The organism is Bacillus sp. C28GYM-DRY-1, from assembly GCF_030519405.1.
Classification (GTDB): domain Bacteria; phylum Bacillota; class Bacilli; order Bacillales; family Bacillaceae; genus Bacillus; species Bacillus spizizenii_A.
On sequence record NZ_JAUMKF010000066.1, the window covers coordinates 1 to 442 of the forward strand.

General features: G+C 63.8%; 1 protein-coding gene. It reads left to right on the top strand.

The window, feature by feature from the left end; translation table 11 throughout:
- The coding region (locus Q3W56_RS20705; protein ID WP_302896704.1) for an AarF/UbiB family protein at nucleotides 1–442 on the top strand (442 nt) is incomplete at both ends.

Below are 442 nucleotides of genomic sequence, written 5' to 3' on the forward strand. Positions count from 1 at the left end.
TCGCCACTCCGCGCGTCCTTGTCCAGAGCCTTGCCGATGGACAGGCCGCCCACCGGCTCAAAGAAGGCGAACTGAGCCGCAAGCAGCGCAAGAAGATGGCCAAGGAATTCGTCGCCTACATGTTCAAGGGCTTCTTCATCGATCGAACCTTCCACGCCGACCCCCATCCGGGCAACGTGCTGATCAGCCCCGACGGAAAAGTCCACGTCATCGACTGGGGCATGGTCGGCCGCATCGACCGCAGCATGAGCGCCGGGATGCTCGGCACGATGATCGGCATGGCCTACAACGACGGGCCGGCACTCGCCCAGTCCTGGATCCGGATGGGCTCCACCACCCCCTGGAGCGACATCGGCGGGTTCACCGCCGACATCGCACGCTTCGTACCTCACATCACCAACGCCTCACTGGCCGAACTGAACTTCGGCGTCGCCCTTACCAC